Consider the following 25,216-nt stretch of genomic DNA (forward strand, 5'->3'; position numbering starts at 1 on the left):
TACCCGGGTTAAAATAAAAGTCAATAATACCCGGGTAAAATTTTTAGAGATCGACGCGGCCGTGTTCGCCCAGGTCTTTCGGCGTGTCGCCCGTGATGGCGGCCTTGGCCATTTCAAAGAACTGGCGCATCTTGCTGACGTCGCTGTCCCAGTATTCGGCCGACTGGATGGTGACCTTGATCAGCGACAGGTGGGGATCGTCGAGTCCGCCCGGGAACCAGGCCTTGACGATGGGGTTCCACAATTCTTCCGCCTTGGCGCGGTCTTTCAGCAACTCGGCGCGGCCGCACACCGACACATACAGGCTGTCGCCCGGTTCGGCGAAGCTGACGTTCACTTGCGGGTTGTTCAGCAAGTCGCGCGTATAGGCTGCCTCGTCCGTGACGAAAAACCAGATCTGGCCTTCGCTGTCGACTTGCTGCTGGGTCAGCGGGCGGCTGGTCAGTGTGCGCGTGTCGTCGCTGGTGGTGAACATGCCAAATTTCACGCTCTTGATCTTGTCGGCAATCAGGGTGATCTGTTCGCTGGTGTAGGAAGTCATGGGATTCTCCGTTGGTGGTTGTGCTGAATGAACAGCATAGGCCGCCTCAGTCTCACGCTCTGTTCGACAGCGTACTTTGACGACAGGTCGCTCATGTTTCAAGCTTGTTACAAAACGTTGTTGTTGGGACACCTTCCGCATATTGACTTAATAAATGATAATCATTATCATTTGTTGGATAATCCGGTTTGACCCCTCTTATTTCCGAAGGATGTGAATGAAGCAAGCTGACGTGTCGCGCAGCAACGCCAGCCGTGCTGTCTGGTTGAAGCAACTGCATCAGTGGCACTGGATCAGCTCGGCGCTATGCCTGCTGGGCATGTTTTTGTTCGCCATCACCGGCATTACCCTTAACCACGCCAGCCAGATCGAAGCCAAGCCCGTCGTTTCGCGCCAGAAGGCGCAACTGCCCGCGCCCCTGGTCACGGAACTGGTCGCCTATGCCGAAAAGCATGATGGCGCCAACGCGCCGATGCCGGCAGCGGCCGAGCGCTGGCTGAAACATCAGTGGTCGCTCAATGCGGGCGGCCGTCCGGCCGAATGGAGCGTCGACGAAGTCTATTTGCCGCTGCCGAAAGCTGGGGGCGACGCCTGGGTGCGCATCGGCCTGGAAGACGGCGCCGCCGAATACGAACTGACGGACCGTGGCTGGATCTCCTGGCTCAACGACGTCCACAAGGGCCGCAACACGGGCGTGGCCTGGTTCTGGTTCATCGATATTTTTGCCGGTCTGTGCATCGTGTTCTGCCTGACCGGGCTCCTGATCCTGAAGTTCCACGCGACCAACCGGCCGTTCACCTGGCCGATGGTGGGCCTCGGTATTTTGATTCCTTGCGCGATCGCGCTGCTGTTTATCCACTGATGTTTTTTCTCCCTTACTTTGACAGGCACACCATGAAATTACGCTACTCCCTTGCGCTCGGTCTTCCCCTGATCGGCACCTCGGCGATGGCGGCCGACCTGGCCCTCAAGCTTGAAATCCCGCAACTGAACGTAGCGGAATACCACCGTCCTTACGTGGCCGCCTGGCTGGAAACGGCCGACCAGAAAGTGGCGGCCAACCTGGCCGTGCTGTACGACGTGAAGAAGAAGGACAAGGCGGGCGAGAAGTGGCTCAAGGACATGCGTTCGTGGTGGCGCAAGAGCGGCCGTGACCTGGCCATGCCGGTCGACGGCGTCAGCGGCGCCACCCGTGCGCCAGGCGAACACAGCCTGACCTTCCCTGGCTCCAAAGCCGTGCTCGACAAGCTGCCGGCCGGTGAGTACCAGCTGGTGGTGGAAGCGGCGCGCGAAGCCGGTGGCCGCGAACTGGTGCGCGTACCGTTCCAGTGGCCGCCGAAGTCGGCCCAGTCCGTCCCTGCCAAAGGCAAGGAAGAACTCGGTAACGTCGTCGTCCAACTCAAACCTTAAGGCGCATCCATCATGCTGAAGCAATTGAACAAACCGCTGATCGCCCTGGCCCTGGCCGGCCTGGCCATGAACGCCCACGCCCACCGTCCGTGGATGGTGCCATCGAGCACGATGGTGGAAAGCAAGGACGCCTGGGTCACGGTCGATGCCGCCGTCTCCGAAGGACTGTTCGAGATCGATCACCAGCCGCTGCGTCTCGATGCGCTGGTCGTCACCGGCCCGGATGGCGCCACCGTCGCGCCCGCCAATGTGGTCACCGGCCGCCTGCGCAGCGTGTTCGACGTCAAGATGGAAAAAGCAGGCACCTACAAGGCCGCCATCGTCTCGCAAAACGTGATGGCCAGCTACAAGGTCAACGGCGAGCAGAAGCGTTTCCGTGGCAACGAGGAAACCTTCAAGAAAGACGTGCCGGCCGATGCGCAGGAATTGAAAGTCACGCGTACCGCGGGCCGCCTGGAAACCTTCTTCAGCAAGGACGAAGCGAGCACCGGCGTCTTCAAGCCGACCGGCGTGGGCCTGGAACTGGTGCCCGTCACCCACCCGAACGAATTGCGCGCCGGCGAAAAAGCCACTTGGCGCTTCCTGATCGACGGCAAGCCGGCCGCCAACCAGGCCTTCAGCCTGGTGCCGGGTGGCGTGCGCTACCGTGGCGTGCTCGGTGAAATCCGCCAGAGCACCGACGCCAAGGGCGAAATCACGTTCACGGTGCCGGCTGCCGGCATGTATTACGTCAACAGCAGCTGGCCCGCCGCCACGCCACCGGTCGCCGGCCAGCCGCCAGCCATGCCGGAGCGCCGCATGACCTACGCGGCCACCGTGGAAGTATTGCCGGAATAAGCGATGCGCCGGGTACTGTTGCCGCTGGAACTCGATGATCGCGCGCCGCCGCCTGGTGCCGCGGTGCGGGAGTTGCACGGCTTGAGCATGGGCACCAGCTGGTCGGTGCGCCTGGTCGACAGTCCGCTGCCGGGACGCGCCGGCAGCGCCGATGTGCAGCAGGGCTTGCAGCAGCAGCTGGACCTGGTGGTGCAGCAGATGAGCCATTGGCAGCCTGATTCCGACCTGGGCCGTTTCAATCGCGCCGCGCCAGGCAGCTGGCAGCAACTGCCGGCCGCCTTTGGCGAAGTGCTGGGCTTTGCGCTGCAGGTGTCGCAGCTGAGCGGCGGCGCGTATGACCCGTGCGCCGGGACCCTTGTCAATGCCTGGGGTTTCGGCCCCGAGAACCGCTACGACCAGCCCGGTTTCCGGGCGCCCGCTGCGGCGACCGTGCGGCAACTGTTGTCGCAACGAGGTCAGATTGAATTTGATATCTCCACGCGCCGCGTACACCAGCCGGGCGCGGTGCAGCTGGATTTATCTTCTGTTGCGAAGGGTTATGCCGTGGACCGGCTGGGGCGCTACCTGGACAGCCAGGGCATCGCGCATTACCTGGTGGAAGTCGGTGGCGAGCTGCGCGGCGCCGGCTGCAAGCCCGACGGGCAACCGTGGTGGGTGATGCTGGAGCAGGTTGACGGCGCCGATGCGGCCTGTCATCCGGCCGAAATGATGCTGGCGCTGCATGGCCTGTCGGTCGCCACCTCGGGCGACTACCGCCGTTTTTTTCACGATGGCACAGTGCGCTACGCGCATACCATCGATCCGCGCACCGGCATGCCGCTGACGAATGATCTTGCCTCGGTGACCGTGGTGCATGCGCAATGCATGGCGGCCGACGCCTGGTCCACCGCCTTGACCGTGCTGGGCATCGATGCCGGCCTGGCGCTGGCCGAACAGCAGGGCCTGGCGGTCCGCTTCGTGCGGCGCGACGGCCAGGCTTACCAAGAATACCTGAGCAGCGCGCTGCTGGCCTTGCTCGACGACTGATACCTTCATGATTTTTACCCACGATACGACGCGGCTGTTGCTGCTGGCCGGCCTGTCCTTCAGTTATGCCGGCGTGTGCCTGGCGCCCTGGCTGCGCGCGCGCACCAAGCGCCGCGCCGCCGCTGCCGCCAAGGCGGCGCTGGCCGGCAATCCGGCCTGGCTGGTGGCGTATGCCAGCCAGACCGGCAATGCCGAAGAGCTGGCCACGCAGACGGCGCACAGCCTGCAGCTGGCCGGCATCGCCGTGCGCGTGTGCGCACTGGCCGAACTGACGGCGCAGGAGCTGCAGCAGGCCGAGCGGGCGCTGTTCCTGGTCAGCACCTATGGCGAGGGCGATGCGCCCGACAATGCCGCCGCCTTTATCGGTCGCCTGATGACGGGCGAACTGGCTCTGCCGCAACTGCATTATGGCGTGCTGGCGCTGGGCGACCGCAGCTACAGCCAGTTCTGCGGCTTTGGCCGCGCACTCGATGCCTGGCTGGCCGGGCAGGGCGCGTCGCCCCTGTTCGAGCGCATCGAGGTCGACCGCAGCGCCAGCGCCGCCATCGGCGCCTGGTTCCAGCAACTGAGCCATCTGGCCGGCACCAGCGATGCGCCCGACTGGAGCGCGCCCGCGTTCGACGACTGGCGGCTGCTGGAGCGCCGCCTGCTCAATCCCGGCAGCGCCGGCGGCCCGATTTATCACGTGGAGCTGGCGCCTGCCAGCGGCATCCTGCCGGCCTGGCAGTCGGGCGACCTGGTGCAGCTGGCCGCGCCGGCCGATCCATCGAAGCCGCGCGAATACTCGATCGCTTCGATACCGCAGGAAGGCCGCGTACACCTGCTGGTACGCCAGCACAGCCATCCCGACGGCAGCCTGGGCGTGGCATCGGGCTGGCTGACGCAGGCGGCGCAGCCGGGGCAGCTGGTGCAATTGCGCGTGCGCCAGCACCGCCGTTTCCGGCTGGAAGACAATGCCGGGCGGCCCTTGATCCTGATCGGCAACGGCAGCGGCATCGCCGGCCTGCGCGGCCACCTGAAAAGCCGCATATTGGCCGGCCAGCGGCGCAACTGGCTACTATTTGGCGAGCGCAATGCGGCCCACGATGCGCATTACCATGAAGAATTGCAGCGCTGGCACGCCAGCGGCGAGCTGCCGCGACTGGACCTGGTGTTTTCGCGCGACCAGGAGCAGCGCCTGTATGTGCAGGACCGCCTGCGCGGCAATGCCGATGAAGTGCTGCAGTGGCTGGCGCAGGGCGCGGCGATCTATATCTGCGGCAGCCTGGCCGGCATGGCCGGCGGCGTCGACCAGGCGCTGGAAGAGATGCTGGGCCGCCCGGCCCTCGATGCGCTGGCGGCGCAAGGCCGCTACCGCCGCGACGTATATTGAGCTGGCGCGCTATCATGGCTGTTTCCACCCGTTCCCAGGAGGCAGCATGAGCGACCATATCGACACAATTCCCGTCAACCTGATCAATGGCCAGGCCACCAGCCTGGCCGCCTACCGTGGCAAGGTGCTGCTGGTGGTTAACGTGGCCTCGGCCTGCGGCCTGACGCCGCAATACGAAGGCCTGGAGAAGTTGTATGAAGACAAGCAGGCCGAGGGCCTGGTGGTGCTGGGCTTTCCCGCCAATGAATTCGGCGCGCAGGAACCGGGCAGCAACGAAGAGATCGCCGACTTTTGCAGCAGCAAGTTCAGCGTGCAGTTCCCCCTGTTCGAGAAAATCGTCGTCAAGGGGCCGGGCCAGCATCCGCTGTACCAGCAGCTGGTCAAGCAGCAGCCGCAGGCGCAGGAAAAACCGGGCAGCGATTTCCGCGCCAAGCTGGCCGGCTACGGCATTACGCAAGACAAGCCCGATGATGTGCTGTGGAATTTCGAGAAGTTTTTGATCAGCAAGGATGGCCGGGTGGTGGGGCGTTTTGCACCCGACACCACGGCCGACGACGCCATCCTGCGGGACGCCATCGAGCGCGAACTGCGCGCCTGAGCGCTTATTCCGACGTGGCGTGCTGGGCCGCCGGTGCCAGCTCGCCGCTCACTTCCTGCAAGCCGCGCGCCAGGCTGGAAATGCTGGGGTTGTCGATGAAGACGCAACGCTTGCCGGTGCGCTTGCAATAATCCTTCACGCGCCAGTAGGCGCTGTGGCTGATGCAGCCGGTCTGGCAGATCACCAGGTCGGCCGCCGCCAGGCTCGAATCGAGCAGGTTGGCATTGTCTTCCAGTCCGCCGTCATGGTGGGCGAACTGCGCGCCCACGCGCTCGATCAGGGCGCGGTAGGTGGCGACGTTGCCGCTGCGGCCACCGACGCACAGCACGCTCTGGTCGACCAGGCGGATCGGCATTTTCAGCTTGCCGCCGCTGGGCGCTTCCAGCTTCGGCGCCGGCGGCGGCACGGCCGCGGCAGGCCGTGGCTGGGCTTTCAGCTCGGTGATTTGCAGGCGCAATTCCTTTTCGCGTTCATCCATCTGCGCCAGGCGCTCGACCAGGCGGGTGCGCGATTCCAGCGACGGGATGGCGGCCTGCAACTGCGCCAGCTCGGCCCGCAAGCCTTCGATCACGCTGTCCTTGCCGATCGCTTCGGCACGCGTGCGCAGCAGCACCGCTTCCTGGCGTTCCAGTTCGCCGGTTTTCTCCTGCAGCATGGCCTGGCCGCGCTGCTGCAGCCTGGCCAGTTCCTGCGCCAGGCGCACGTTTTCTTCTTGCAGGGCCGTAAATTTGCCCATGTCGGCCCGCACGCAGGCGCCGGCCTGGTGCTGGATCATGTGCAGGTCGCGGCACATCTGCTCTTCCAGCTCCGCATCGCAGCGTGGATGGGTCAGGCCGGCCCAGAAGGCGCCGGACACATCGCCATTGGCCACCGCGGTGCGCCACAGCTGGGCCACCTGCTCCTTGCTCTTGGCACCGCGAAAACGCAGGATCACCGGTGCGTAGCGGCGTTCCAGTTCCTTTTGCAGCGCTTCCGACAAGCGGTTGCGCGCGCCGCATTCGGTCACCGCGCCGACGTGCACTTCGTAGTCGTCGGCCAGCACCCGGCCACCCGTCATCTTGCCGACCAGTTTGCGCAAATAGCCGAGCGGCAGCCCCACGCCGACCAGTGGACAATGGCAGGTATGCGACAGCTCCCACAGGCGCCGGCGGCGCGAGGTGAGCGCGCTTGTTTCGGCGTCGCTGGCGGAACAATTGCTGATGACGGGCAGGGACTTGTCTTTGTCACACATGGCGGTTTCCTGTAAAGCGTAGAGGGAAGGCAGGGCGGCGGCGCTTATTGCGCCAGCGGCAGGGGGCGCTTGGGGTTGACCAGGCGGTCCAGGCGTTCGAGCAAGGTGCCCTTGGCCGGCTTGGGCGGGTTGATGCTGGCCGTGACCATCGCCGCCCATTGCTGCGACAGCTGCTGGCAGGTTGCCTGCAGCACCGGCGCCAGGCTCGGCAGGCTGGACAATACCCGCAGGTGGCGTTCGATCACCGACGCCAGTTTCGGACACGCCGCGTTGGCGTGATAGTGCGACATCAGGTGCAGCACATTCGACAGCATCAGTTCGGGCTGCTGTTCATGGTTGCTCGCCAACATCGTGTCGATACGGTCGTTCGCCATCAAGCGCTCCTGTGCGGTAGTGCCGCTGGCGGGCGCGCCGGAGGCGCACGACTGGCTTGCGGAAAGGGATGGTCTGCCGGTACAGCCGCAGCTGGCTCAGGCAGTGAGGATCAGTTTGTTCAGTTGGGTGACGCGCAGGCGGTAAATCTTGCCGCTGTGTTCGATTTCGATTTCGCGGCCCTGCTGCAGCAGCGTTTCGCTGGTGATGCGGCGAGCCGGCTGCGCCATGCTGACGGGCGGACGGACATGGGCGGTGGCGGCATCCTGGATCATGGCTGGTTTTGAGCTGTGCATGGGTGGCTTTCTTTATCTCAGTTGAGAATGATTCGTATTTGCATTATTGTTGAGTGTGACCCGAAATGCAAGCCTTATTTACGAGAAAATCATCATTAGAAAACCGGTCTTTCTTGCGCGCAAAAAAAGACCCGGCAGGAGCGCGTGCTCCGGCCGGGTCAAGCCTGTACGGTCAAATCAGACGGCGAGCAGCTGCGGTGTTTCCAGGGCGGCCACGCTGGCCGCCTGCGTTTCTGCCTTGAGCTTGGCGGCGGCCAGTTGCTTGGCGCGCGAGCGCGACGGCGGCAGGCGGCGCAGGGTCTTCAGCGCTTCCGGGTCCTTGATGCCGATCGTGCGCTGATCGACCGTGATCAGCCCGATTTCATTAAAGGCCGACAAGGTGCGGCTGACCGTTTCCAGCGTCAGGCCCAGGTAGCTGCCGATTTCATGGCGCGTCATGCGCAGGTTGAACAGCTTGCTGGAATAGCCCATCTGCGCGAAGCGGTCGGCCAGCGAGACCAGGAAGCGGGCCACGCGGGCTTCGGCGGAGAGCGCGCCCAGCATGCCGATCATCGCCTGTTCACGTACCAGTTCGCGGCTCATCACGCCGTACATGACGTTTTCCAGCTCCAGGTGCACGCGGCCCAGCGCCGTCAGTTTTTTGAATGGCAGCAGGATCAGGTCGCAGTCGGACAGCGCCACCGCTTCCGACGAGTAATGGCGGGTGTGGATGCCGTCGACGCCCAGCATGTCGCCCTTCATGGGGAAGCTGAGCACCTGTTCGTTGCCGAATTCGTCGATCAGCACGGTTTTCAGGAAGCCCGAGTTGACGATGTACAGGGTGTCGAAGGGCTGGCCGATGGTGTGGATGCGCTGGCCGGTCTTGAACTGCACATGCTGGAACAACAGTTCGTCGGCGGCGATGGTGCAGGCGGTGGAAATATGCAGCAGATCGCAGACCTCCTTCAGGTTCGACCACAGCCGTCCCTGGCGCTGGCGTCCCGCTTCCATGGACGGCGAAGGGGGCATCGGCGAAACCGGACGGTTTTCAGACGTTTGCGTGGACAGCATGTTCATCTCCTGGTGTCAGGTCGGTCATATTGAATAGCGGAATGCTCAGGGATTGCGCCGCATGTCGGCAGGTTCCTGGCGGTTAGTGCTTGAAGCGCTGAAACTTGGCATGTGATGAAATAACTTCCAGCAACTCGATGACTGGTTTCAGTATGCCAACACGCGTAGTGAATTCATATCAGCCGAGGCTGAATATGGCAGTAGGAGGTAAGGAGAGGACTGTAGGATTGTTCCTACTGTGACGAGCCCGCGCGCGGCGGGCTGGTTCAGGTCTTGAAGGGCGACAGCAGGCGGTGGGCGACGGCGTATTGCACCATTTCTGAAAGGGAACTCATGCCCATTTTTTGCATGATGCGCGTCTTGTGGGTGCTGACCGTCTTCACGCTCAGGTGCAGGTTGTTGGCGATTTCCGTGATCGACTTGCCGGCCACCAGCAGTGAAAACACTTCGAATTCGCGGTCCGACAATTGTTTGTGCAGCAGGCTTTCATTGGGCATCATGATGTTGAGCACCAGCTGCTCGGCCACTTCCGCGCTGATGTAGGGCCGCCCCGAGGCCACCTTGTGGATGGCGCCGACCAGCTGGGTGCCGGCGCTTTCCTTGGTCAGGTAGCCTTGTGCACCGGCGCGGATGGCGCGCACGGCATATTGCTCTTCTTCGTGCATGGTGAGGATCAGGATGGCCAGCTTGGGCGCCTCGCTGCGGATCTGGCGGATCAGGTCGACGCCGCTGCGCCCCGGCATCGACAGGTCGAGCAGCAGCAGGTCGAAGCCGCCCTGGCGCACCTGGTTCAGTACTTCGAAGCCATCGATGGCTTCGCGGACGATGTCGATGTCGGGTGCGCCGTCCAGTATGCGCTTGAGGCCCTCGCGCATGATGGTGTGGTCGTCGGCAATCACAATACGTATCATAGGGTGCGGTAGGTTGGTTCGCCGGGCGCGGGGCGATTGTTAAGGAATCAGAAAGGTTGTCATCTTAGCCGAAAAAGACCGCCGCACCGGTATCCCTGGCGCGGCGCTTCATTGCGCAGGCGGTTCCTTGATCAGCCGGTGCACCAGCACCGGCAAGGTGGAGTGCGACAACACCTTGTTGGTGACGCTGCCCAGCAGCAGTTGGCCCCAGCCGCTGCGGCCATGCGAACCCATGAAGATCAGATCGCAATGCTGCAGCTGCGCCACTTCGACGATCTTCAGCGCCGGGCTGTCGGAAAAGGCCGTCAGGCCGCTCGCTTCCAGTCCCCGCTTGGCGGCCTCGTCCAGGATGGGCTGCCAGTGGCCGCCGCCGGCCTTGCGCATGGCGATGCGGTATTCTTCTTCGCTGGGATAGCTGGGCGGAATGATTTCGATATACACGGGATACTGGTATTCGGGTGCGACGTACAGGGCAAGGATGTCGGCATGCATTTGTGCGGCGAACGCGACGCCGGCGCAGGCGGTGAGGTTGGAGACGGCGGAACCGTCCGTGGCGATCAGAATTTTCTTATACATGACAGCTCCTTCTTAAGTGAACCGGTGCGCGCAGCCTCCCTTATTGTAGGCCGGGCAGCATGATTGTATTCATGTAAAGACTTGATATTTATCAACAGTTGTGCAGCTTCAGTATAGACAACATTGGCGAAAAGGTTGTCATTTGCCGCTCCTGGTGTGGCGGCAAGTGGCTTGCGGCAAGGTTTTCTCGCCGGATTGATGCTCTTGCCTGCGCGCCAATGGTAGTATTTCAAAATACAACACCTGATACGGATATTTCCGTACGGAAAAGGTATTGTATGCCCGCTTTGCGGCGGGAAGCGCGTTTTGAGATTGAACAACAGGGCGGCGCCCTGCTACACTCGCACCATCGCAGCGGTATTGCCTCAAATCATCTTAATCGAGAAATTGTGGGTAGTAGTCTGTAAAACGCACAGTTCAGGCGGAATTTTGACAAATTATGGAGAAGCAGGGATATGACAAACGCCGCTGATGATTTCGATGCCTTATTCGATGAAGTATCTGCCCAACGCACCGAGGCGCCCAAACCGGCGCCCGCCGCGGCAGCTCCCGCCGTGATTGCGGACGATGATTTCGACGCGCTGTTCGACTCGGTGTCGGCCAGCGCCGCGCCCGCCGCAGCCGCCCCGGCGCCTGCCGTGGTGGAACCTGCGCCGGCAGCGGCCGCACCTGCCCCTGCGGCAGACAGCGCCGATCCGGTCGACCAGTCCGACAAGCCGATGTTCGAACGCCTGGGCGGCATCGTGCGCCTGCTGCACGACTCGCTGCGCGAACTGGGTTACGACAAGGCGCTGACGGAAGCGTCGTCGCAGATCGTCGACGCCCAGGACCGCCTGGAATACGTGGCGACCCTGACCGAACAGGCCGCCAACAAGGTGCTGAACACGCTCGACGAAGGCATGCCGGCACAGGACGTGCTGTCGAAAAAGGCCAAGGACATGGACAGCCGCTGGACGGCGCTGTTCGACGGCAAGCTGAGCCTCGACGAATTCAAGGCCCTGGCCGGCGACTCGCGCCAGTTCGCGCAGGCCGTCACCGAGGCGACCGAGGCGGAAAAAGCCCGCCTGCTGGAAATCATGATGGCCCAGGACTTCCAGGACATTACCGGCCAGTTGATCAAGAAAGTGGTCATTATCACCAAGACGGTGGAAAATGAACTGGCTCAGTTGCTGCGCGACAATGCTCCGGCCGAAGTGCGCGAGAAACTCGCACTGAAGGAAGCGCCGCTGATGCAAGGGCCTTCCGTGCCGTCGGTGGCGCTGGACCAGGATAATGTCGACGACCTTCTTGCCGATTTGGGATTCTAATGGACGATATGCTCAAGGATTTCGTCGTTGAGGCGATGGATCTTGCGGTTAATGTTGAAGAGCACTTACTGCGTCTCGAACGCGATCCGGACAACAAGGAAACGCTCAATGCGGTGTTTCGTTCCTTTCACACCATCAAGGGTGGCGCCGGTTTCATGGGCCTGCCTGCGCTGGTGGCGGCCTGCCACCTGACCGAAAACCTGTTCGACGCGCTGCGCACGGGCGCCGCGCCGGTGACGCCGATCGCCATCGAGGCGGCGCTGCAGGCGTCCGGCTTCGTGGCCGACCAGTTGACGGAGCTGGCCAACGGCGCCGCGCCGGAAAGCCTGCCGGCCATGCCGGAAGAGCTGGAAGTCATCCTCACCAACGCCATCGAAGGCAAGAGCATGGATGCGCCTGCCGCAGCCGTCGCTGCGCCTGCGCCGGCGGTGGTTGCAGCGCCCGTGGCCGCCGCGCCCGTCGCCGCTGCGGCCGCGCCTGCCGCTGTCACGGTGGGCGCCGATGGGCTGGACTGGACCGCCCTGTACAACGCCGTGGTGCCGGCCGGCAGCCAGCTGGCCGTGGTCGCGCCTGCCGCTTCGGCTGCCGCGCCGGCTCCGGCATCTGCTGCCGTCGCGGCGCCGCCTGTCGCCGCCAAGCCGGCCGCCAAGGCCGTCGATGGCGTGGTGCGCGAAGAGCGCCCGGACATGCGCCATGCGGCCCCGGTCAAGGAAGACAGCATCCGCGTCGATGCCGTCAAGCTCGACGCCTTGCTGGAAGTGGCCGGCGAATCGGTGCAGGCCGCCAACCAGGCAGCCGTGCTGCTGGAACGCTTGCTGCAATTCAAATTCGAAGGCCAGGCCGCCACCTTGATGGCGACCCTGGCGGAAACCCTGGAACGCGCCTCGCGCTACTCGACCGAACTGCAGCGGGCCACCCTGGCCACGCGCATGCAGCCGGTCGGCCGTCTGTTCCAGAAATTCCCGCGCCTGGTGCGCGAGCTGGCCAAGGACCTGGGCAAGGATGTCGAACTGACCATCGAGGGCGCGGAAACGGAAGTCGACCGCGTGGTGGTCGACAGCCTGTACGATCCGCTGGTGCACATGCTGCGCAACTCGCTCGACCATGGGGTGGAATCGCCGGAAGACCGTCTGGCCGCCGGCAAGCCTGCCAAGTCGTATATTTCCCTGAAAGCATGGCAGGAAGCGAACAGCGTGATGATCGTGCTGCAGGACGACGGCAAGGGCATGGACCCGGTCTTCCTGCGCAGCAAGGCGCAGCAAAAAGGCCTGATCAGCGAAAACGCGCAACTGAGCAACGACGAATGCTTCCAGTTGGTGTTCCTGCCCGGCTTCTCGACCAAGGAAGTCGCTTCCAGCGTGTCGGGCCGTGGCGTGGGCATGGACGTGGTCAAGACGGCGGTGGAAAAAAACCGCGGCGCCATCCATATCGAATCGGCGCTGGGCAAAGGCACCAAATTTGCCATCCGCCTGCCGATCGAACTGTCGATCGTGCCGACCATGCTGGTGTCGACTTCGGGCGCCGCGCTGGCGCTGCCGATGGCGGTGGTGCAGCGCGTGGTCGAGTTGCCGGAAACCTTCATGGAAGTGGGCGGCGCGCCGGTGCTGAAAGACCAGGGCCGTCCGTTGCCCGTGCGTTCGCTGGCCGGCGCCCTGGGCTACGAGCCGTGCAGCGAGCGGGTCGGCATCGTGGTGGCCGCGCCGCAGCCGTATATCCTGGCGGTGGCGGCCGTCGACGGCACGGCCGATCTCGTGATCAAGCCGATGACGGCCATTACGGTCGAAGGCATTACCGGTACCGCCCGTTCGGCCGAAGGCGAACTGGTGCTGGTGGTAGGGCTGTCCTTCCTGATGGATGGCTGCCGCGGCACGGTACGCATGGCGGCGTAACCTTTGCTTCAAAAATCAAGCCCGCTGCGCAGATTTGCGCAGCGGGCTTTTTTTATGCGCCGTCGCGGCGCAGCGTGCCGCCTTCCAGCCAGCGCTGCACGCGCACGATCTCGTCGTCGCGGCCGGCCTCGTCCTTGGGCGGCGGCAGATAGATGTCGGGTTGAATGCCGCCCAGGTCCACCTGCAGATGCGGCAGGCGGGCCGAGCGCGAGGTGGCGTATTGCAGGTGGCGCACGCCCGAGGGCAGGGCATGCAGGCGCAGGTTCGAATAGTCGAGCGCGCCATAGCTGTTGCGTCCGATCAGCTTGACGTGAAAACTTTGCCGCGCCGCCAGCAGGAATTCTTCGCAGGAACTGGCACAGTCGCGGTCGACCAGGATCGCCACCCTTGCCGGCCGCTGCGCCGTTTGTCCGTCGACGCGCAGATAGCTGATGGTGCCGCCTGGCTGCTGCGGCGCGAATTCGCCGGCCTGGACCGTGCGCATCTGCGCCACGGCCTGGCCGGCAAACGCCGCGCAGGCGGCGTCGCCGGGCGCCAGCAGCGCACAGACGCTTTCCTGGCCGGCGATATTGGCCGGCGTGGACAGCCATTCGGCGCCTACCCGCACCATTTCACCCGAACTGATCCATTGCAGCAGCGGCGCGTAGGTATTGTCGCTGCCGCCGCCATTGCGGCGCACGTCGAGTATCCAGTTGGGACGTGCGGCCAGCGCCTCGCGGTGGGTGTCGAGCAAGGCCTGCATCGCCGCGCTGTGGTTGCCGCGAAAGCTGGGCAGGCTCAGCAGCACGGTCTGGCTGCTCAGCAACTGCAGCGTGGGCGCTTTCGATGGCGCGGCCTGGCCGCTGGCGGCAGGCTGCGCCGGTGCCGGCTTGGCAATGTCCACGGCGCTGCCCGGCTTGATATGCAGATGGCCCTTGCGCCACACGCCCACGTAGTTTTCCAGCACCGCGTCGCAGGCGGCGGCGTCAGGCGCGGCGCTTGCCGCCTGGCTGGCCGTGGCCAGTGCCTGGTCGAAATACGCTTGCCCTTTTTGCGCCAGGTGCTGGCGCGCGCCAGTATCGTTTTCCAGCAGGAAGCCGGGAATGGCGCGCAAGTCCTGCACGCAGATCTCGCCAGGCGTGGCGGCCTGTGCGTGGCTGGCCGCGACGATGGCCAGTGCGGCCCATGCGAAAAAACTTGGTCTCATCAGTGTTGTTCCTTGATATTGTTGTCAAAATACAATACACGAAAGCCCTTGAAAGTCCTATCGCTTTGTGGTGCCGCCGTGGTTGCTTCGGGCGGCCGGATTGCTGGCCCGGCCTGATGCCACAAGCAGGCCATAATCGGCAATTTTCAGCTCAAATCCAACACTGCGGCCAAACTTTGTATCGCCAATCCCACGGCTGGGCCGCTTTCGGTTCTGTAATGGGCAAAATATGGCATAATCCTTGTGGATCACCGTATGAATCTGGTATCACTTGATCACTTACTACAGGCTGTGGCATTGCTGCATAACTCATGATGAAGACGCTTTACGACAAACTCTGGGAATCCCACGTGGTGCGGGCCGAAGAAGACGGCACGACCATTCTGTATATTGACCGCCACCTGGTGCACGAAGTGACCAGCCCGCAAGCGTTTGACGGACTACGCGACGCCGGGCGCCAGCCGTGGCGCATTTCCGCCAACCTGGCGGTGGCCGACCATAACGTGCCGACCACCAGCCGCGCCGACGGCATTGCCGATCCGGTCTCGCGCCTGCAGGTCGAAACCTTGGACAAGAACGCCAAGCACTACGGCCTGACGTATTTCAACATGAACGACAAGCGCCAGGGCATCGTGCACGTGATCGGCCCCGAGCAGGGCGCGACCCTGCCCGGCATGACGGTGGTGTGCGGCGACTCGCATACGTCCACCCACGGCGCCTTCGGTGCGCTGGCGCACGGCATCGGCACCTCGGAAGTCGAGCATGTGCTGGCCACGCAAACCTTGCTGCAAAAAAAATCGAAATCGATGCTGGTGCAGGTCGACGGCGTGATGCCGGCCGGCGTGACGGCCAAGGACATCGTGCTGGCCATTATCGGCAAGATCGGCACGGCCGGCGGCACCGGCTACTGTATCGAGTTCGGCGGCGCGGCCATCCGCGCGCTGTCGATGGAAGGGCGCATGACGGTCTGTAACATGGCGATCGAGGCGGGCGCGCGCGCCGGCATCATCGGCGTCGACGACACCACCATCAACTACGTCAAGGGCCGCCCGTTTTCGCCGGCCGGCCCGCACTGGGACCGCGCCGTGGCCTACTGGCGCACCCTGCATTCGGACCCGGGCGCGCGTTTCGACCTGGTCGTCACCTTGAACGCTGCCGAGATCGAGCCGCAGGTCACCTGGGGCACCTCGCCTGAAATGGTGGTGGGCATCGACGGCCGCGTGCCTGATCCCGACCACGAGAAAGACAGCGTCAAGCGCGACGCCATCGAAAAAGCGCTGGTCTACATGGCCCTCAAACCAAACACGCCGATCTCGGATATCCGCATCGACAAGGTCTTTATCGGCTCGTGCACCAACTCGCGCATCGAAGACTTGCGCGCCGCCGCCGCCGTGGTGCGCGGCAAGTACCGCGCCTCGAACGTCAGGCTGGCGCTGGTGGTGCCGGGCTCGGGTCTGGTGAAGGACCAGGCCGAACGCGAAGGACTGGACCGCATCTTCAAGGACGCCGGTTTCGAATGGCGCGAACCGGGCTGCTCGATGTGCCTGGCGATGAACGCCGACCGCCTGGAGCCGGGCGAGCGCTGCGCCTCGACCTCGAACCGCAACTTCGAAGGCCGGCAAGGGCAGGGCGGGCGTACCCACCTGGTGTCGCCGGCGATGGCGGCCGCGGCGGGGATTGCAGGGCATTTTGTCGATGTGCGTGGCTTGCGATGAATGACGGGGCTGGTGCCGCTGGCGTACACTGGCAGTTCCAACCCCTACCCTGACCAACGAGCATACAATGAAAAAACTCTTCGCCCTCCTGATCGCCACCGCCCTGCTTGCCGGCTGCAATACCGTGTCGGGTTTCGGCCGCGATGTGCAGAAAGTCGGCCAGGTCGTCACTGGCGCCGGCGGAAAATAACCCTGTGACGGTGCGGTGCCTGCGCGCCGGCCGTCCTACCGAGTACACACAGCATGGATAAATTTACGATTTACGAAGGCCTGGTCGCTCCGCTGGACCGCGCCAATGTCGATACCGACGCGATTATCCCGAAGCAATTCCTGAAGTCGATCCACCGCAGCGGCTTCGGCCCCAACCTGTTCGATGAATGGCGCTATCTGGACCACGGCGAACCGGGCCAGGACAACAGCCGCCGTCCGCTGAACCCGGAGTTCGTGCTGAACGAGCCGCGCTACCAAGGCGCGTCGATTCTGCTGACGCGCAAGAACTTCGGCTGCGGCTCCTCGCGCGAACACGCGCCGTGGGCGCTCGATCAATATGGCTTCCGCGCCATTATCGCGCCCTCGTTTGCCGATATCTTCTTCAACAACTGCTACAAGAACGGCCTGCTGCCGATCGTGTTGTCGGAGTCCCAGGTCGATCATCTGTTCAATGAAGTCAAGGCTTTCCCCGGCTACAAGCTGGTGGTGGACCTGGAGCAGCAGCGCGTGGCGACCAGCAACGGCTCGGTGTCGTACCCGTTCCAGATCGACGCTTTCCGCAAGTATTGCCTGATGAACGGCCTCGACGATATCGGCCTGACCCTGCGCCACGCCGACGATATCCGCGCCTTCGAAGAACGCCACCTGAGCAACCAGCCTTGGCTCGCCAACGTTATCTAATTCTATAAAAACATGAAAATTGCTATCCTGCCCGGCGACGGTATCGGTCCTGAAATCGTCGCCCAGGCCGTCAAGGTCCTGAATGTCCTCGGTGAATCGTTTGAGCTGGAAACGGCGCCCGTCGGCGGCGCCGGCTATGCCGCCCACGGCCACCCGTTGCCGGAAGGCACCTTGGCCCTGGCCAAGGCGGCCGATGCGGTGCTGTTCGGCGCCGTTGGCGACTACCAGTATGACAACCTGGAGCGCCAGTTCCGCCCCGAGCAAGCCATCCTGGGCCTGCGCAAGAACCTGGGCCTGTTCGCCAACCTGCGTCCGGCGATCCTGTACCCGGAACTGGCGGGCGCCTCGACCCTGAAGCCGGAAGTGGTGTCGGGCCTCGATATCCTGATCATCCGCGAACTGACCGGCGACATTTATTTCGGCCAGCCGCGCGGCGTGCGCGAGTGCCCGGACGGTCCGTTCAAGGGCCAGCGCGAAGGGTTCGATACCATGCGCTATGCGGAAGGCGAAATCCGCCGCATCGCCCACGTCGCCTTCCAGGCCGCGCAAAAGCGCGACAAGCGCCTGACCAGCGTCGACAAGGCGAATGTGCTGGAAACCTTCCAGTTCTGGAAAGACATCGTCACCGACGTGCACAAGGAATACCCGGATGTCGCGCTCGACCATATGTATGTCGACAATGCCGCTATGCAACTGGTGCGGGCGCCGAAGAAATTCGACGTGATGGTCACCGGTAACATGTTCGGCGACATCCTGTCGGACGCGGCCGCCATGTTGACCGGTTCGATCGGCATGCTGCCGTCGGCTTCGCTGGACGCCAACAACAAGGGCTTGTACGAGCCATCGCACGGTTCGGCGCCGGATATTGCCGGCAAGGGCATCGCCAATCCGCTGGCGACGATTTTGTCGGCGGCGATGATGCTGCGCTACTCTTTAAACCGCGCCGAGCAGGCCGACCGGATTGAGGCCGCCGTGAAAAGCGTGCTGGCGCAGGGTTTGCGCACGGCCGATATTTACGAAGCGGGTACCACCAAAGTGGGCACCGAGGCGATGGGCGATGCGGTTGTGAAAGCGTTGGCGTAATATATATTTCAATGACGGCGTTGGCCGTCTCTTCTCGAGGAATGGTAATGAAATTAGTAGGCTTGGTAGGTTGGCGCGGTATGGTCGGTTCGGTCCTGATGCAACGCATGCAGGAAGAGGGCGATTTCGCCCATATCGAACCGGTGTTTTTCACCACCTCGAACACGGGCGGCGCGGCGCCGGCGATGGCGAAGAATGAAACCATCCTGAAGGATGCCAACAGCATCGCCGAACTGTCCAAGTGCGACATCATTATTTCCTGCCAGGGCGGCGACTACACCAGTGCCGTCTTCCCGCAGTTGCGCGCAGCCGGCTGGGACGGTTACTGGATCGATGCGGCCTCGACCTTGCGCATGGAAAAAGACGCCGTCATCGTGCTCGACCCGGTCAACCTGCACGTCATCAAGGACGCGCTGGGCAAGGGCGTGAAAAACTATATCGGCGGCAACTGCACCGTGTCCTGCATGATGATGGGCCTGGGCGGCCTGTTCCAGCACGACCTGATCGACTGGATGACCTCGATGACCTACCAGGCGGCTTCGGGCGGCGGCGCGCAGCACATGCGCGAACTGCTGACGCAGTTCGGCACCATCAACAGTTCCGTCAAGGCGCTGCTGGAAAATCCGGCCTCGGCCATCCTGGAAATCGACCGCCAGGTGCTGGCCACCCAGCACGGCTATTCGGCTGACGAGATCAAGCAGTTCGGCGCGCCGCTGGCCGGCAATTTGATCCCGTGGATCGACAAGGACCTGGGCAACGGCCAGTCGAAGGAAGAATGGAAGGCCGGCGCGGAAACCAACAAGATCCTCGGCCGCGGCATCGACTTCGGCAGCAAGGAAATCCCGGTCGACGGGCTGTGCGTGCGCATCGGCGCCATGCGCTGCCACTCGCAGGCACTGACCATCAAGCTGAAAAAAGACGTGCCGCTCGACGAGATCAACGACATTATCGCCAGTAACAATGAGTGGGTAAAATTCGTGCCGAACACGCGCGAAGCATCGGTGCGCGACCTGTCGCCGGCGGCCGTCACCGGCAGCCTGACGATTCCCGTCGGCCGCGTGCGCAAGATGAGCATGGGCGGCGAATACCTGTCCGCCTTCACCGTCGGCGACCAGCTGCTGTGGGGTGCGGCCGAGCCGCTGCGCCGCATGCTGCGCATCTTGCTCGACTGATCCCGCCTCGCTGACAGACTGCCCTTGCCAGCACGCCGGCGCCGCCCACCAGGGCCGCGCCGGCGTTTTTCGTGTGCCGCAGCGCCATCCGATCCATTTCCTGGGTGCCGTCCAGCTGCTCGACTACCTGTATGTGTCCGCGTCGTCGTCACCAGACGCCGTCTTCCCGCTGCCGCCGCGTAGCGACTGACGGGCAAGGAAGCCGCGTTACATAGGAGGAAAGCTTGCACAGCTGGATACATGATGATATGTTGGTACATCTGGAAAAGTAACTGTTTTCCCATGCCAACCAAGATGCCACCAATTATGCCTGTACATACTCGTCCCCGAGTCGCCTCCCTTGCCATCAAAACACTCAGCAGCGCGGTCGCCTGCGCGGTGTTATTGTCACCGGCGGCATACGCGGCCGAGCTGGGCAAGATTACGGTACTGTCCGCCGTGGGCCAGCCCCTGCGCGCGGAAGTCGAACTGACCGCCGTCAAGCCGGGTGAAACGTCGGCCTTGCTGGCCAAGCTGGCGCCGCCCGATGCCTATCGCCGGGCCGTGGTCGACTTCAATCCCGCCCTGAGCGGCCTGACGTTCGCCATCGAGACGCGTACCGGCACCCCCTATATTCGCATCAGCTCGGCGCAGCCGCTGACCGAACCGCTGGTCAACCTGATGGTCGAACTGAGCAGCAAGGGCAGTGTGCAGACCCGCGAATACGCTTTCGTGCTCGATACCCCGGAAGCGCGCCAGACGCGTGGCGCGCAAGTGGCCGCGCCGGTGCAGCCAGGCAAGGGGCAAGGTAGCGGTGCGGCGCCCGCCACGCCGGCAGCGCCCGCCGCCGAGGCCAGGTCCGACTATCGCATCAAGCGCGGCGATACCCTGAGCCGTATCGCCAGTGAACTGAAACCGTCGGGCGTCTCGCTCGACATGATGCTGGTGGCCCTGTACCGCGCCAATCCGGACGCCTTCCAGGGCGAGAACATGAACCGCATGCAGGCCGGACGCATCCTGGCCGTGCCGTCCAGCGACACCGTGCGCGCCACGGATGCCGCCGAGGCGAAGGGCGTGGTCACGGCGCATGCCATCGATTTCGAAGCCTACCGCAACAAGCTGGCGGGGCAGGTGGCGCAAAGCCGTCCCGCGCGCGCGGCCCAGGCCACGCAAAGCACGGGCGGCAAGATCGGTGCTACCAAGGTCGAAGAAAAACCGACGGCGGTGAGCGAAGCCCAAGACAAGCTGAAACTGTCGAAAGCCGAGCCGGCAGCCAAGGCGGCCGGCAAGAGCACCGTGGCCAGCGAGGAAGAAAAGATCGCTAAGGCCAGACAGGTGGACGAAGCGGCCTCGCGCGTCAAAGAGCTGGAAAAGAACGTCAGCGACCTGGAACAGCTGATGGCCGTGAAGAACAAGGCCATGGCCGACAAGAGTGCGCCGTCGCCGGCCAAGCCTGACGAGGTCGCCGCCAACGCGCCGGCAACACAGCCGGTTGCGCCACAGCCGCCGGTGCCCAAGGCCAAACCGGTGCCGCTGGTCAAGAAGCCGTCACCGCTGGAACCGACCTTCGCCGACAAGATCAACGACCACCTGGGCGCCATCGGCATCGCCCTGGCCGCCCTGTTTGCGGCGGTGGCCGCGCTGGTGATCGCGCGCCGCAAGAAAGACACGCCGCCGGCGCACGACTACATTGCGCCGGTGCTGCCGCCCGATGAACCATCGCTTGCCGGGACCGGTTCCGGGACCGATGCCGACAAGCCGCACGACCTGGCGCCGGAAGACCAGCAGTCCGAAGCGAGCAATCATCTGTTCGGCGCTGGCGTCGCCGCCGCCGGCGTGGCGGCGGTGGCCAGCACCGCGCTGGCCTCGAATGAAGTCGATCCGGTGGCCGAAGCCGATGTGTATATCGCCTATGGCCGCGATGGCCAGGCGGAAGATATCCTCAAGGAAGCCTTGCGCGCCAACCCCGACCGCCATGCGGCGCGCCTGAAGCTGCTGGAAATCTATTCGGCACGCAAGGACGTGGCCGCCTTCGAAGACCAGGCCAGCGAACTGTACAGCCAGACCCGCGGCCACGGCGACGAATGGCCGCAAGCGGCCGCCATGGGCGCCGCGCTCGATCCGACCAATCCGCTGTACGGTGACGCCGACGTCGATGCGGTGGTGAGCCTGAGCAAGCCGCCCGAAGAGCCGCTGCACGGTCAGAGCGTGGACTTGCCGCTCAATCACAGCGCCTTCGATATCGACCTGCCGCCGGCCGAGCCCGCGCCAGCCACGCCAACCGCACCGGTGCCGGCGCGCGACGAGCGCCATCCGCTCGACTTCGATCTTGACAGCCTCGACTTTGAACCGGTATCGACCAGCGACCCGATCACCATGCCTGCGCCTGCCCATGCACCGGTCGGCAAGCTGGACGGCAAGGACCCGGCCCAGTACGACGCCAGCATGGATTTCGGCCTGGACCTGGAGCCGCCTGGCGGTCCCGCCAATGGCCTGGGCCCTGGCTTGACGCCGCTGCCCGATCCCCTGAAAAACGTCGACCTGGCCGATTTCGACCTGGAGCCGCCAGTCACGCCCGTGACGCCGCCCGCAGCGGCCGTGCCAGCCGAGACGCCGCCGGCGCCGCAGGAATTCGACCTGACCGGCATCGACCTGGACCTGAACGAGGGCAAGACGGCGGCCAGTGCCGGCGTGGACGACCCGCTGTCGGCCATCCACATGGAAATGGATACCAAGCTGGACCTGGCGATCGCCTACCAGGAGATCGGCGACAAGGAAGGCGCACGCGAGCTGATCGATGAAGTGATCAAGGGCGGCAGCGCGGAGCAGGTCGCCAAGGCCAACACGATGAAGGCATTACTGAGTTAATCACCTGATACGACGCTCATGGCTGCGTTGCTTGTCCTCGCCGTACTATTCGTACCGTCTTCGGGCGCTTAGGCGGAATGGTCAGGCCCGGTATAATGCGGCGATGCAAAATACTAACGAAGCAACGCCATTGAAGCGCATCGTCCTGGGCCTGCAGTATGACGGGCTGGCCTGGCATGGCTACCAGAAGCAGGAAAGCGGCCTGACGGTGCAGGACCAGCTGGAAAACGCGCTGGAGAAATTTGCCCGCGTGCGCCTGGCCACCACCTGCGCCGGCCGCACCGATACCGGCGTGCATGCGCTGGAACAGGTCGTGCATTTCGATACCACCCTGACGCGCGACATCCATTCCTGGGTGCGTGGCGTCAACGCCTTCTTGCCGGCCTCGATTGCCGTGCGCTGGGCCAAGGAATTGCCGGGCGACCCGACCGTCAATGATTTCTTTCACGCCCGCTTCAGCGCCCGCGCCCGCACCTATCATTATGTGTTGTACAACAATCCGACCCGTTCGCCGCTGGTCCAGGGCCGCGCCGGCTTCTTTTTTCGCCCGCTCGACGTCGAACTGATGCGGCAGGCAGTGCAGCCCTTGCTCGGCTGGCACGACTTCACGGCATTTCGCGCCGCCCAGTGCCAGGCCAAGTCGCCCGTCAAGCTGATGCATGACATCCATATCGAACGCCGTGGCGACATGGTCATCTTTACCATCACCGCCAATGCTTTCCTGCACCATATGGTGCGCAACCTGGTCGGCTCGCTGGTGTATATCGGCAGCGGCCGTGAAAAACCCGAGTGGCTGGCGTATCTGCTGGAAAGCAAGGACCGCCATGCGGCCGCGCCCACCTTCATGCCGGACGGCCTGTACCTGGCGAAAATCGATTACGACCCGCAATGGGGCTTGCCGCAGGACGCCAGCAGCGCCTTGCCCTGGTTTTAACAAGGACATATTTCCATGCCACGCACCCGTATCAAGATCTGCGGCCTGACCCGCGTCGAAGACGTCCAGGCGGTGGTTGCCGCCGGCGCCGACGCGATCGGTTTCGTGTTTTATCCGAAAAGCCCGCGCCATGTGACGCCCGAGCAGGCCGCCAGCCTGATTGCCGCCGTGCCGCCGTATGTGGCCACGGTGGGCCTGTTCGTCAACGCCAGCGTGGCAGAAGTGCAGGCGATCTCGGCGGTGGCGCCCCTGTCGCTGCTGCAGTTTCACGGCGACGAAACGCCAGAGCATAGCGCTGCCCTGGCGCAAGCCGTGCATACGCCGTTCGTGCAGGTGTTCCGCGTCAAGCCTGACACAAGCGTGGAAGATTTGCTAGAATACGAGCAGCGCTATCGCGCCGCCAGTCCCCTGTTTTCCAGCCTCTTGCTCGATACCTATGTGGATGCCTACGGCGGTGCAGGAAAGGTATTTGATTGGTCTCTCGTTCCAGAAGAACTCGCGCCTCGGGTCGTTTTGAGTGGTGGCTTGAGCGTACACAACGCGACTGACGCAGTGGTGCGCGTACGCCCTTACGCGGTTGACATCAGCAGTGGTGTCGAGGCGTCCAAGGGCATCAAGGAAGCGTCCAAAGTCCGCGCGTTTATTGCCGCGGTGCAGGACGCCGATGCCATCATTGCCAGAGGAAATACCCCATGAAGCCATTCAATACCAGCGGCGCCGCCGCATTGTTCCACGCCACCGATTATCCTTTTCCTGACGCACGCGGCCACTTCGGCCCCTACGGCGGCTCGTTCGTGGCCGAAACGCTCACGCACGCGCTGGCCGAGCTGAAGGACGCCTATGCGCGCTACAGCGCCGACCCGGAGTTCCTCGAAGAGTTCCGCTACGAGCTGAAGCATTTCGTCGGCCGCCCGTCGCCGATCTACCACGCCAAGCGCTGGTCCGAGATGGCTGGCGGCGCGCAGATCTATTTCAAGCGCGAAGACCTGAACCATACGGGCGCGCACAAGATCAACAACGTGATCGGCCAGGCCTTGCTGGCCAAGCGCATGGGCAAGCCGCGCATCATCGCCGAAACGGGCGCCGGCCAGCACGGCGTGGCCACCGCCACCATCTGCGCGCGTTTCGGCCTCGAATGCGTGGTCTACATGGGCAGCGAGGACGTTAAGCGCCAGGCGCAGAACGTGTACCGCATGAAGCTGCTGGGCGCCACCGTGGTGCCGGTCGAATCCGGTTCCAAGACCTTGAAAGATGCGCTCAACGAAGCGATGCGCGACTGGGTCACCAACATTGAAAACACCTTTTACATCATCGGCACCGTGGCCGGCCCGCACCCGTATCCGATGATGGTGCGCGACTTCCAGTCCGTGATCGGCGAGGAATGCCTGGTGCAGATGCCGGAAATGACGGGCCGCCAGCCCGACTACGTGCTGGCCTGCATCGGCGGCGGCTCGAACGCCATGGGTATTTTCTATCCGTATGTCGACCAGAAGGACGTGCAGCTGATCGGCGTGGAAGCGGCCGGCGAAGGCCTGGAAATGGGCAAGCACTCGGCCTCGCTGACGGCCGGCTACCCTGGCGTGCTGCATGGCAACCGCACCTATCTGCTGCAGGATGATAATGGCCAGATCATCGAGACGCATTCCGTCTCGGCCGGTCTCGACTATCCGGGCGTGGGTCCCGAGCATTCCTGGCTGAAAGACTCGGGCCGCGCGCAATACGTCTCGATCACCGACGACGAAGCGCTGCAGGCCTTCCACGACTGCTGCCATATCGAAGGCATCATTCCCGCGCTGGAATCGTCGCACGCATTGGCCTATGCGGCCAAGCTGGCGGCAACCTTGCCAAAAGATAAAATTGTACTGGCCAACCTGTCGGGCCGCGGCGACAAGGACATGCATACGGTGGCCGAGCGCATGGGACTCAATTTCAGCTGAACAGTTGAAAAGCCATTCCTGTCGTAGGTCGGATT

At 63.6% G+C, this 25,216-nt stretch carries 26 protein-coding genes; 17 read left to right on the forward strand and 9 right to left on the reverse strand.

Going from position 1 to position 25,216, the window contains the following annotated elements:
- Positions 1-43 precede the first annotated feature (43 nt).
- Positions 44-541: a pyridoxamine 5'-phosphate oxidase family protein gene (locus tag Q8L25_RS12470; protein ID WP_308925126.1), complete on the reverse strand. Its 498-nt coding sequence runs from the start codon at positions 539-541 to the stop codon at positions 44-46.
- A 217-nt stretch (positions 542-758) separates the two neighbouring features.
- Here Q8L25_RS12470 and Q8L25_RS12475 point away from each other — a divergent pair, with 217 nt between their 5' ends.
- Genes Q8L25_RS12475 through Q8L25_RS12500 form a run of 6 tightly spaced genes read left to right on the forward strand, consistent with a single transcriptional unit; the run spans position 759 to position 5,784 of the window.
- Positions 759-1,403 (forward strand): PepSY-associated TM helix domain-containing protein, encoded by a 645-nt coding sequence (locus Q8L25_RS12475; RefSeq protein ID WP_308925127.1) that lies wholly within the window; start codon positions 759-761, stop codon positions 1,401-1,403.
- Between the two features lie 32 nt (positions 1,404-1,435).
- Entirely contained in the window at positions 1,436-1,951 is a 516-nt protein-coding gene (locus Q8L25_RS12480) for a DUF2271 domain-containing protein (RefSeq protein ID WP_308925128.1), read from the forward strand.
- Between the two features lie 12 nt (positions 1,952-1,963).
- Positions 1,964-2,788, forward strand: coding sequence for a DUF4198 domain-containing protein (locus Q8L25_RS12485; protein WP_308925129.1), 825 nt, complete (start codon positions 1,964-1,966; stop codon positions 2,786-2,788).
- A 3-nt stretch (positions 2,789-2,791) separates the two neighbouring features.
- A complete protein-coding gene (locus tag Q8L25_RS12490; protein ID WP_308925130.1) occupies positions 2,792-3,814 on the forward strand; it encodes an FAD:protein FMN transferase in 1,023 nt (340 codons plus the stop codon).
- Between the two features lie 7 nt (positions 3,815-3,821).
- Complete coding sequence (locus Q8L25_RS12495) at positions 3,822-5,186, forward strand: sulfite reductase subunit alpha (RefSeq protein WP_308925131.1); 1,365 nt, start codon at positions 3,822-3,824, stop codon at positions 5,184-5,186.
- Between the two features lie 46 nt (positions 5,187-5,232).
- Positions 5,233-5,784, forward strand: coding sequence for a glutathione peroxidase (locus tag Q8L25_RS12500; protein ID WP_308925132.1), 552 nt, complete (start codon positions 5,233-5,235; stop codon positions 5,782-5,784).
- Between the two features lie 4 nt (positions 5,785-5,788).
- Here the strand turns inward: Q8L25_RS12500 and Q8L25_RS12505 are convergent, their stop codons facing one another.
- The 7 genes from Q8L25_RS12505 to Q8L25_RS12535 form a co-directional block, all read right to left on the reverse strand.
- Positions 5,789-7,015 carry a DUF2325 domain-containing protein gene (locus tag Q8L25_RS12505; protein ID WP_308925133.1) on the reverse strand — a complete coding sequence of 409 codons (1,227 nt, stop codon included), beginning with the start codon at positions 7,013-7,015 and terminating at the stop codon, positions 5,789-5,791.
- A 44-nt stretch (positions 7,016-7,059) separates the two neighbouring features.
- A complete protein-coding gene (locus Q8L25_RS12510; RefSeq protein WP_308925134.1) occupies positions 7,060-7,389 on the reverse strand; it encodes a hypothetical protein in 330 nt (109 codons plus the stop codon).
- A 96-nt stretch (positions 7,390-7,485) separates the two neighbouring features.
- Positions 7,486-7,683 carry a hemin uptake protein HemP gene (gene hemP, locus Q8L25_RS12515; RefSeq protein ID WP_308925135.1) on the reverse strand — a complete coding sequence of 66 codons (198 nt, stop codon included), beginning with the start codon at positions 7,681-7,683 and terminating at the stop codon, positions 7,486-7,488.
- 177 nt (positions 7,684-7,860) lie between these two features.
- The gene (locus Q8L25_RS12520) at positions 7,861-8,673 is read right to left on the reverse strand and encodes a helix-turn-helix domain-containing protein (protein WP_308925709.1); all 813 of its coding nucleotides are present in this window, start codon (positions 8,671-8,673) and stop codon (positions 7,861-7,863) included.
- Between the two features lie 326 nt (positions 8,674-8,999).
- On the reverse strand, positions 9,000-9,644 hold the full coding sequence (locus Q8L25_RS12525; protein WP_308925136.1) for a response regulator transcription factor: 645 nt from the start codon (positions 9,642-9,644) through the stop codon (positions 9,000-9,002).
- Between the two features lie 108 nt (positions 9,645-9,752).
- Positions 9,753-10,220 (reverse strand): universal stress protein, encoded by a 468-nt coding sequence (locus Q8L25_RS12530; RefSeq protein ID WP_308925137.1) that lies wholly within the window; start codon positions 10,218-10,220, stop codon positions 9,753-9,755.
- Positions 10,202-10,540 carry a hypothetical protein gene (locus Q8L25_RS12535; RefSeq protein WP_308925138.1) on the reverse strand — a complete coding sequence of 113 codons (339 nt, stop codon included), beginning with the start codon at positions 10,538-10,540 and terminating at the stop codon, positions 10,202-10,204. The genes Q8L25_RS12530 and Q8L25_RS12535 overlap by 19 nt, the downstream gene beginning before the upstream one ends.
- A gap of 135 nt (positions 10,541-10,675) precedes the next feature.
- On the opposite strand from Q8L25_RS12535, the gene Q8L25_RS12540 reads away from it, so the two are divergent.
- Both Q8L25_RS12540 and Q8L25_RS12545 read left to right on the forward strand, forming a co-directional pair.
- Positions 10,676-11,527, forward strand: a complete 852-nt coding sequence (locus Q8L25_RS12540; protein WP_308925139.1) for a protein phosphatase CheZ — start codon at positions 10,676-10,678, stop codon at positions 11,525-11,527.
- Positions 11,527-13,416, forward strand: coding sequence for a chemotaxis protein CheA (locus Q8L25_RS12545; RefSeq protein ID WP_308925140.1), 1,890 nt, complete (start codon positions 11,527-11,529; stop codon positions 13,414-13,416). The genes Q8L25_RS12540 and Q8L25_RS12545 overlap by 1 nt, the downstream gene beginning before the upstream one ends.
- Before the next feature lie 52 nt (positions 13,417-13,468).
- On the opposite strand, the gene Q8L25_RS12550 is transcribed toward Q8L25_RS12545, so the two are convergent.
- Positions 13,469-14,602, reverse strand: coding sequence for a S41 family peptidase (locus tag Q8L25_RS12550; RefSeq protein ID WP_308925141.1), 1,134 nt, complete (start codon positions 14,600-14,602; stop codon positions 13,469-13,471).
- A gap of 311 nt (positions 14,603-14,913) precedes the next feature.
- On the opposite strand from Q8L25_RS12550, the gene leuC reads away from it, so the two are divergent.
- From leuC to trpB, 9 genes are all read left to right on the forward strand, one after another.
- Positions 14,914-16,317: a 3-isopropylmalate dehydratase large subunit gene (gene leuC, locus Q8L25_RS12555; RefSeq protein WP_308925142.1), complete on the forward strand. Its 1,404-nt coding sequence runs from the start codon at positions 14,914-14,916 to the stop codon at positions 16,315-16,317.
- A 67-nt stretch (positions 16,318-16,384) separates the two neighbouring features.
- On the forward strand, positions 16,385-16,507 hold the full coding sequence (locus Q8L25_RS12560; RefSeq protein WP_308925143.1) for an entericidin A/B family lipoprotein: 123 nt from the start codon (positions 16,385-16,387) through the stop codon (positions 16,505-16,507).
- A gap of 53 nt (positions 16,508-16,560) precedes the next feature.
- Positions 16,561-17,208 carry a 3-isopropylmalate dehydratase small subunit gene (gene leuD, locus Q8L25_RS12565; RefSeq protein WP_308925144.1) on the forward strand — a complete coding sequence of 216 codons (648 nt, stop codon included), beginning with the start codon at positions 16,561-16,563 and terminating at the stop codon, positions 17,206-17,208.
- Positions 17,209-17,220: 12 nt separating this feature from the next.
- A complete protein-coding gene (gene leuB, locus Q8L25_RS12570) occupies positions 17,221-18,291 on the forward strand; it encodes a 3-isopropylmalate dehydrogenase (protein ID WP_308925145.1) in 1,071 nt (356 codons plus the stop codon).
- 80 nt (positions 18,292-18,371) lie between these two features.
- Positions 18,372-19,463, forward strand: coding sequence for an aspartate-semialdehyde dehydrogenase (asd, locus tag Q8L25_RS12575; RefSeq protein WP_374694265.1), 1,092 nt, complete (start codon positions 18,372-18,374; stop codon positions 19,461-19,463).
- 384 nt (positions 19,464-19,847) lie between these two features.
- Positions 19,848-22,310 carry a FimV/HubP family polar landmark protein gene (locus Q8L25_RS12580; RefSeq protein ID WP_374694266.1) on the forward strand — a complete coding sequence of 821 codons (2,463 nt, stop codon included), beginning with the start codon at positions 19,848-19,850 and terminating at the stop codon, positions 22,308-22,310.
- A 103-nt stretch (positions 22,311-22,413) separates the two neighbouring features.
- Entirely contained in the window at positions 22,414-23,244 is an 831-nt protein-coding gene (gene truA / locus Q8L25_RS12585) for a tRNA pseudouridine(38-40) synthase TruA (protein WP_308925148.1), read from the forward strand.
- A 15-nt stretch (positions 23,245-23,259) separates the two neighbouring features.
- A complete protein-coding gene (locus Q8L25_RS12590) occupies positions 23,260-23,940 on the forward strand; it encodes a phosphoribosylanthranilate isomerase (protein WP_308925149.1) in 681 nt (226 codons plus the stop codon).
- Positions 23,937-25,181: a tryptophan synthase subunit beta gene (gene trpB, locus Q8L25_RS12595; RefSeq protein WP_308925150.1), complete on the forward strand. Its 1,245-nt coding sequence runs from the start codon at positions 23,937-23,939 to the stop codon at positions 25,179-25,181. Before Q8L25_RS12590 ends, trpB begins: the two co-directional genes overlap by 4 nt.
- Positions 25,182-25,216: the final 35 nt, after the last annotated feature.

Origin of the sequence: Janthinobacterium sp. J1-1 (genome assembly GCF_030944405.1) — a bacterium.
Classification (GTDB): Bacteria; Pseudomonadota; Gammaproteobacteria; order Burkholderiales; family Burkholderiaceae_D; genus Janthinobacterium.

Bases quoted from the DNA above. Each gene is read 5' to 3' on its own strand.
- asd (WP_374694265.1), top strand. From the start codon at position 18,372: ATGGTCGGTTCGGTCCTGATGCAACGCATGCAGGAAGAGGGCGATTTC.
- Q8L25_RS12525 (WP_308925136.1), bottom strand. From the start codon at position 9,644: ATGATACGTATTGTGATTGCCGACGACCACACCATCATGCGCGAGGGC.
- truA (WP_308925148.1), top strand. From the start codon at position 22,414: ATGCAAAATACTAACGAAGCAACGCCATTGAAGCGCATCGTCCTGGGC.
- Q8L25_RS12485 (WP_308925129.1), top strand. From the start codon at position 1,964: ATGCTGAAGCAATTGAACAAACCGCTGATCGCCCTGGCCCTGGCCGGC.
- Q8L25_RS12530 (WP_308925137.1), bottom strand. From the start codon at position 10,220: ATGTATAAGAAAATTCTGATCGCCACGGACGGTTCCGCCGTCTCCAAC.
- Q8L25_RS12520 (WP_308925709.1), bottom strand. From the start codon at position 8,673: ATGGAAGCGGGACGCCAGCGCCAGGGACGGCTGTGGTCGAACCTGAAG.
- Q8L25_RS12540 (WP_308925139.1), top strand. From the start codon at position 10,676: ATGACAAACGCCGCTGATGATTTCGATGCCTTATTCGATGAAGTATCT.
- leuB (WP_308925145.1), top strand. From the start codon at position 17,221: ATGAAAATTGCTATCCTGCCCGGCGACGGTATCGGTCCTGAAATCGTC.
- hemP (WP_308925135.1), bottom strand. From the start codon at position 7,683: ATGCACAGCTCAAAACCAGCCATGATCCAGGATGCCGCCACCGCCCAT.
- Q8L25_RS12560 (WP_308925143.1), top strand. From the start codon at position 16,385: ATGAAAAAACTCTTCGCCCTCCTGATCGCCACCGCCCTGCTTGCCGGC.
- Q8L25_RS12490 (WP_308925130.1), top strand. From the start codon at position 2,792: ATGCGCCGGGTACTGTTGCCGCTGGAACTCGATGATCGCGCGCCGCCG.
- leuC (WP_308925142.1), top strand. From the start codon at position 14,914: ATGATGAAGACGCTTTACGACAAACTCTGGGAATCCCACGTGGTGCGG.
- Q8L25_RS12550 (WP_308925141.1), bottom strand. From the start codon at position 14,602: ATGAGACCAAGTTTTTTCGCATGGGCCGCACTGGCCATCGTCGCGGCC.
- Q8L25_RS12475 (WP_308925127.1), top strand. From the start codon at position 759: ATGAAGCAAGCTGACGTGTCGCGCAGCAACGCCAGCCGTGCTGTCTGG.
- Q8L25_RS12495 (WP_308925131.1), top strand. From the start codon at position 3,822: ATGATTTTTACCCACGATACGACGCGGCTGTTGCTGCTGGCCGGCCTG.
- trpB (WP_308925150.1), top strand. From the start codon at position 23,937: ATGAAGCCATTCAATACCAGCGGCGCCGCCGCATTGTTCCACGCCACC.
- Q8L25_RS12500 (WP_308925132.1), top strand. From the start codon at position 5,233: ATGAGCGACCATATCGACACAATTCCCGTCAACCTGATCAATGGCCAG.
- Q8L25_RS12470 (WP_308925126.1), bottom strand. From the start codon at position 541: ATGACTTCCTACACCAGCGAACAGATCACCCTGATTGCCGACAAGATC.
- Q8L25_RS12505 (WP_308925133.1), bottom strand. From the start codon at position 7,015: ATGTGTGACAAAGACAAGTCCCTGCCCGTCATCAGCAATTGTTCCGCC.
- Q8L25_RS12545 (WP_308925140.1), top strand. From the start codon at position 11,527: ATGGACGATATGCTCAAGGATTTCGTCGTTGAGGCGATGGATCTTGCG.
- Q8L25_RS12510 (WP_308925134.1), bottom strand. From the start codon at position 7,389: ATGGCGAACGACCGTATCGACACGATGTTGGCGAGCAACCATGAACAG.
- leuD (WP_308925144.1), top strand. From the start codon at position 16,561: ATGGATAAATTTACGATTTACGAAGGCCTGGTCGCTCCGCTGGACCGC.
- Q8L25_RS12480 (WP_308925128.1), top strand. From the start codon at position 1,436: ATGAAATTACGCTACTCCCTTGCGCTCGGTCTTCCCCTGATCGGCACC.
- Q8L25_RS12590 (WP_308925149.1), top strand. From the start codon at position 23,260: ATGCCACGCACCCGTATCAAGATCTGCGGCCTGACCCGCGTCGAAGAC.